Here is a 6,735-nt window from a genome sequence, read left to right on the forward strand (position 1 = left end):
CAACAATTCCTATTTTTTCATAATTAGGGGTCTCAATATCCCCCTAACGGCCACCGAGAAAACCTTCACCAGATAAGTATTTTTACTCAAGTCTCTGGAGGGGGACAGCTTATGTGACAGTTGAGGGTGCGGAATGTGGGATATTACGAGCGATCCTCTCCCATCTAGAGGGATAACGAATATATTCTTGTAGTTGACCGATCCCTTCCACGCTAAAAGCCAGTTCCACCGATAAAAACTGTTTGAGCATTTCCGAAAGACGACGATTATAGACAGTGCCATTGGTGCTGATGTAAAGCGAGATGTGTCCTGCGTGATCAGTGTCGATTAGTTTTTTGAGAATAGCTGGAAACATGGGATGGATTAATGGTTCACCCCCAGCAAATAGAAGCAAATTCAAACTCTCCGGATGAGCCAATATTTCCTCAAAAACCAGCTTTTCATTGGAAGACCACTGGGTATTTTCGGGTATACGGCTTAAAATCTCTCTCTCTTGTCCCTTATCGCTCTTTTTCTGGCTGACAATCCGCAAGTTATCGATATCGATACAGGGTTGTAAACCCCAACTACAGATTTGTTCTCCTTGATAATTGCTGAGTAAGGATTGCGGCTGCAATAGGTGCAGAAAATGTAGGGATAATTCTAAGCTAGAGATGGCTTCCTCAGTGGGAGCGAGTTCGATCGCTATTTGCCACTGACCGTCTGATAATAATTGTCGGGCTATTGCTCGTTTTCCTGCCATTACTGATAAATAACAGGGTTGATGACAATTTTTCCAGCCAGAAATTTCAATTAAATCGATGGCCGCTCCGTTGGCGGGTAAGGAAATGGTGACTTTTCCCCTTTTTACTGGACGGGTTAACTTTTCGCCACGCCGAGTTAGTTCGCCCAAACCTGTATATTTGACTTCATCGAGGTAAACGGGTAAAAGTATCTCCGCACGGATTCGATCGCCAAACCATTGTGCTTGTATGGGATCGGCCGCAATCTGGGAGCTAAACATCGGCGAACACATTCGACATTTTAAATTACAAAGATTACCTAGCCACAGGTGCAAGGCCGAGGGCGGTGGTGCTTTGCCCCCCTCACGAACAATCGCCGTCGCCTTGTCCAAGATGCCCTCTTCTCCTGAAACCCGCCACAGTTGTTCAGCTTGGGTATTCATAATCTGGCGAAGGCTAGTCCCACCATCGGCTTCCGTGCTATAACATTGGCTACAGTCGGGGATTTTTTCCCCAGCCAGCATTTGGCTTCGCACCGAGCGCAGATAGTCGGAATTCCAAATCTGCTCGCAGGTAGCCCAGTGTAACGACAGACAACGCCCCTCTGACATCGGATTGAGATCGGTGCGACAACACAATTGCGCTTTCCCATCATTAACAATGGTCATCTGGGAGAAAGGGAGGATACAAAAGGTTTTTGGTAGCATCGGAAAAGGAGTGGGGAATTTTTCGAGTCGGGAGTGATCACTGATTACTGATTACTGATTCTAGCCCTTGAGGGTCAAGGCGACGCGAGCGAGGGCTTTTTCTAGGGCGCAGATGACCATTTGTATATCGTCCTGGGTGTGGCGATAGCAGAGGTTAAAAGTGCCATAGGTGCATACTTTTTGGCGTGCCAGTTCATAATTCATCAGATTACGACAATAATCGCCAGAAAAGCCGTTAATTTTCCAAAATTTTAGCTCTGGGCGACAATCATGTCCCACTAAGGCGGACTCGATTCCACGGGTTCGACAAATTTCGCCATAGGCGGTTTTTAAAATACGACCTTTTGCTGCTAAGTCTTGACAGACTTGACGATCGCTAATCTCATTAATCGTTTTGATCGCCGCCACGATTGAAACCGCTTCTAGGCTAAAAGTCAGACCGTAGTTAATCGATGACATTTGTTGTAGCCACTGCTCACGACCTACTAACACCGAGAGAGGTAGACCATTAGCGATCGCCTTGCCATAACAGGCCAGATCGGGTACAATCCCCCAAAACTCTTGGGCTCCACCAATGGCCACCCGGAAACCAGAGACCACTTCATCAAAAATCAACAGCGCCCCTTCTTTTTGAACGATTGCTTGAATAGTTAACATAGTTTCTCGATCGGGAATTGGCCAAGCCATCGGATCGATAATCAGGCAGGCAATCTCCCCAGGATGCTCGACAAAAGCCCGTTGAACGCCCTCCACCTCTAACACATCAAGACTAATAATTTGCCCGTAATGGCTACTCGGCACCCCCGGACATTGAATCGAGGCCATGTACCAATCCTGAACACCATGATAACCTCGATGCAGCACTTTAACCCGTCCCGTCACCGAACGAGCTAGTCGAACGGCCGCTGCCGTTGCATCGGAGCCATTTTTAACTAAGTGCATGGTTTCGGCACAGGGGATCAAGCGAGTCAGCAGCTCGTAGAGGTTTTGCCATTCCGGACCGACCATACCAAGGTTAGAGTATTTGAACATCTGTTCGGCCACAGCCCGCGCTACCCGTTGGTAGCCATGACCAAGAATATTGGAACCCCAACCAGACACCATATCGATGTAATCAATGTTATTAATATCTACCAGATGCCCGTCATAACCGTGGGCAAGACGTTGGGGAAAACAGTGAGCTAAAATTTCCTCACTGGTCATCGGTTCTTGGCAGAGGGGCGACTCTTGACTATTTATTTCTTCCTGTTCCAGATTGTCTGCGAACAGTTCCTCAAAACGTCCATCCCGCGGTTTGCCCTGATCGATCGATTCCCATAGCCATTGGTTAATCCCTTTGGCTGATAATTTTGAGGCTATGGCCGCCGCATTTTGGCGCATCTGTTGGCAATTTTTCGGGTCTCTTAGCTGCTCTAGAGCCTGTCTTAAACTTTCCCCTTGATAATCACAGACAACTCCTAGATGAAATCGTCGGATAAATTGAGCTGCCGATGTGGTTTCCTGGCCCAAAACAATTATCGGGATATTCGCCGTAGCCACCGCAAAAATCATTCGCCACAATCGAGGGTTATGATCGCCTTCTGCTAAGGCACCCGTCGGCAGCACTAAATAGGCATAGTTTCTTAATATCTGTACCAGTTTTTCTTCTGGCAACAGACCACAGAGATGAATGCCTCGATTTTTAATTAGTTCTGAATGCTCCTCTTGCTGACGGTATTGATTGTCTTGATACCAATCTACCGTGCCATTGTACCAATCGAGTTCGATTCCCGCTGCCTTGATCGTGTTACATAATAAATCAAAGCATTGCTGACTGGAAATACTGCCAATCAAAGCTCCTACATTGGCCGACCGGGAGTTAAGATTGGCTAATTGGGGAGTCGGGGAAATTAACTGCTCCGATACCAATGCGGGCAGTAACGAAAACTCCAATTGATATTTGGCTTCGTAGGCTGCTCGCAATTCGGGATGGGTGACTAGCCGTAGGGAACATTTACCTAAAAATTCCCCCATCAATTGATCGGGAATATTATTCACGCAAATATTTTGATCGTCCATAATGTAAGCGGCCAAGGGAACTTGATACAAGTCTTGCAGTACGATCGCTGTGATTAAATCCTCGGCCAGGTAAGGAACACAAAGAAGGCGCGTCACCTTATATTCATGGAAAATTCTGACGGCATGGACAGTGTTTTTCACTGCTTCTGGTCTTGACAAACCACGATTAGATAGACAAAGAGCGATTGCCCCCAAGTCCTGTTCTCCCCCATACAAATCCACAGAACGAATCGACAGAATATTGGCAGTGTCAGCAACTATTTTTTTGACTAATGCACCTGTACCATGGTGTTGATTGACTTCACAGGTGGTAATAACGATACTGGCATCAGTCATCTTTGGTTGGCTGAAACGGTACTTAGAGCCAAAGTCGCAACCGGCAGCGATGAGACGATCATAAAGTCTAGGACAGGCGACGGCGAGGGATTGTCCTCTTGATCGATCGATATCGTTGGTATAGCGAATAAATGCGTCTTGTAAAACGGCTAATTCCCTCGGTTCGGGGCGTGGTCGTTGTAAAGCGGCGATTATTGTTTCTATGTGCCATCGATTATCTTCATCACACTCTTGCTCTAAGTATTGCTGCCAATCCTGTCGAGCTTCATCAATGACCAGTTGCGGCAGCATATCTAGGGATAAAAACCTTGGCTCCCAAATGAGATTGTTTAAGATGTATCTCAGACCCTGTTCTTGACACCAACGCACCAGCTCTAAAATGCCGAAGATATTATAAGCTTGGGCAGTGGGACGAACAGATAAGGGAATATGGTCTTTCTGGAAGGATAATATATTACGCGAGATCATTTCCCACCGAGAAGGCGTTCGGATATATTCCTGTAACTGACCGACTCCCTCCACACTAAAAGCCAGTTCTACGGATAAAAACTGACGCAGCATTTCCGAAAGACGACGATTATAGACAGTGCCGTTCGTGTTGATGTATAGCGAGATGTGTTGGGCGTGATCGGTTTCTATCAATTTCTTGAGAATAGTGGCAAAAGCGGGCTGGATAAACGGCTCTCCTCCCGTAAAGTTGATATGCTGGAGGCTTTCTGGATGGGCTAAGATTTCCTCAAAAACCAGCTTTTCATTGGAAGACCAATGGGGATTTTCAGGAATACGGCTTAAAAATTCCTTTGGTTGTCTCTTTCCGCTCTGTGGTTTGCTGACAATCCTCAAGTTATCGATATCAATACCCAGCGGAGAACCCCAACGATAGATATTTAGTTTCGCTGTGCGAGTGCTGGTTAAGGGCGGAAGGTAAAATACGGGCAGAAAATGCAGGGAGAATTCAAGGCGAGAACTAGGATTCCAGACCAGATCGGGTTTGACGACCACTCGCCATTCACCACTTCCAGCTAATAATTGTTGGCCCAACAGTTGGTCTTCTGTCATGACCAATAAGTGATACAGTTGCTTGCTCTGTTTCTGACCAGAGATTTCGATAAAATCCACTGGTTCTCCCTTAGCGGTCAGGGAAATCGTCACTTTTTGTGAGATTACTGGTCGGGTCAACTTTTCACCCTGCTTGTTCAGTTCACCGAAACCAGTGTATTCTACGCCCTTGAGGTAGACTGGCAGCAGCGTTTCTGAGCGCGGACGATCATCAAACCATTGCGCTTGTACGGGATCGCCAGCGATCTGGGAACTAAACATCGGCGAACACATCCGACATTTTAAATTGCAAAGATTGCCCAGCCACAGATGTAAGGCTGAGGGAGGTGGTGCTTGCCCCCCACGCTCATCAACGATCGCCGCTGCCCATTCCATTATCTGCTCCTCCCCGGCAACCGGAATCCTCTGACTAGGGTAACGGTTCATCACTTGACGAATGCTTGTACTGCCTTCAGCTTCAAGGGCATAACATTTGGCACAGCTGGCTATCTTCTCTCCTGCTAGCATTTGCCGCCGCAGCTGACGAAAATACTCGGAATTCCAAATATCTTCTAAAGAAGACTGATGCAAGGAGAGAATTCGTCCTTCTGATACCAGATTAGTTCCATGATTCAGACTGCATAATTTCACCTTGCCATCGTTAGTAATCATGGCTTGGCAGAAAGGTAGAATACAAAATGTTTTGGGGAGCATATAGTAGTTATCTTAATGGTGAGGTACAAAGTTTTTCTTTTGGGGAGTCGGTCGTCGATACCCAATTAGGTCGCACCTGATCTTGAGGAGAAACGCTGTACTTAAAATCTAAAGTAAATTGGCAGCCCAAACAAGAGAATATTTTTAAAATTTAATAATTTTTATTTTCTCAACCGGTTACGCTCATGATGAAACTGCTTGAAAATGAGCGGCTAAAACTGGATGATGGTCATAGTACGTTCTGATCTCATCATAGTTAGAAATAAGTTCTTTGATTGTACCATTGGTTCTCTTGTCGAACATCATGGGAATAGCGAGCGGCTCGACCCCCAGATGAACTTGCAAGTTTTGGATAGTTTGCTCCCAATTGGCTATCATCTCCTCGTAATTAACCACCATCTTGGCCTGATCCTGAAATAGATTGACAAAAAATTCTTCCGCAGCGCAATAATAATTGTAAAACCAGTCGAAGTACCAGAGGGGATATTCTAAAGAGAGGGAAGGTGGCTTAGTTTCTTGGCCAGGGACGTACCAAATATAGGATTTTTCATTGGGAACAAACCAGATATTAGTTGCCATGGCAATCCGAAAACTCACAGCCGCCTCGACAATATTTCTCCTTAAAATAATGATTCTTAAATCCCGCATCGATCTTAAATGATCCCAGACGGGAGACTGTCGCTCAAGTTGATCGTACATAATTTTAGTACCGTCAAAAACTCGAAAAAATTCCCTCGATAACAAACTTAAATCAAATCGCTCACCATCGAGATTCTTCTGAGGGTTGAGGTAGGTTTCCTGTTCACCGTAAAGCTGATTAAAAGTCTCTTGGCGCCAATGAACCCAAGGATCATCTCCCTCTAGTTCTGGATTAAATAATTCCATTCCTTGACGCAGATGCGGATGAGCTCCTAGAGCTGTAATCAGAAGTGTTGAACCAGTTCTTGGATAGCAAAGAATAATAAATTTCATCGTTTTCATCAAGCATTTTTGGGGGCTACGGTTCCAAAATTCGGGCCAGTCAAAGACTAAACCCGAACTTGACCGAGTTTTTTAATCCTCTAAACTAATCTTGACCGGATTAACTTTCCAAATCTCTTGACAATATTCCCAGATTGTGCGATCGCTAGAGAATTTGGCCATACGAACCGAGTTGAGAA

General features: G+C 45.7%; 3 protein-coding genes and 1 pseudogene. All 4 read right to left on the reverse strand.

Annotation, left to right across the window (positions count from 1 at the left end; translation table 11 throughout):
• Nucleotides 1-109 precede the first annotated feature (109 nt).
• A complete protein-coding gene (locus tag IM509_RS09285) occupies nt 110-1,429 on the reverse strand; it encodes a radical SAM protein (RefSeq protein WP_249264968.1) in 1,320 nt (439 codons plus the stop codon).
• A 60-nt stretch (nt 1,430-1,489) separates the two neighbouring features.
• Nucleotides 1,490-5,575 (reverse strand): twitch domain-containing radical SAM protein, encoded by a 4,086-nt coding sequence (locus tag IM509_RS09290; RefSeq protein WP_185237637.1) that lies wholly within the window; start codon nt 5,573-5,575, stop codon nt 1,490-1,492.
• Between the two features lie 183 nt (nt 5,576-5,758).
• A complete protein-coding gene (locus IM509_RS09295; protein WP_334311335.1) occupies nt 5,759-6,556 on the reverse strand; it encodes a sulfotransferase in 798 nt (265 codons plus the stop codon).
• A gap of 72 nt (nt 6,557-6,628) precedes the next feature.
• Nucleotides 6,629-6,735 (reverse strand): annotated as a pseudogene (locus tag IM509_RS24345) (glycogen/starch/alpha-glucan phosphorylase); the annotation flags it as partial.

Source organism: Microcystis sp. M31BS1 (assembly GCF_020245285.1).
GTDB lineage: Bacteria > Cyanobacteriota > Cyanobacteriia > Cyanobacteriales > Microcystaceae > Microcystis > Microcystis panniformis.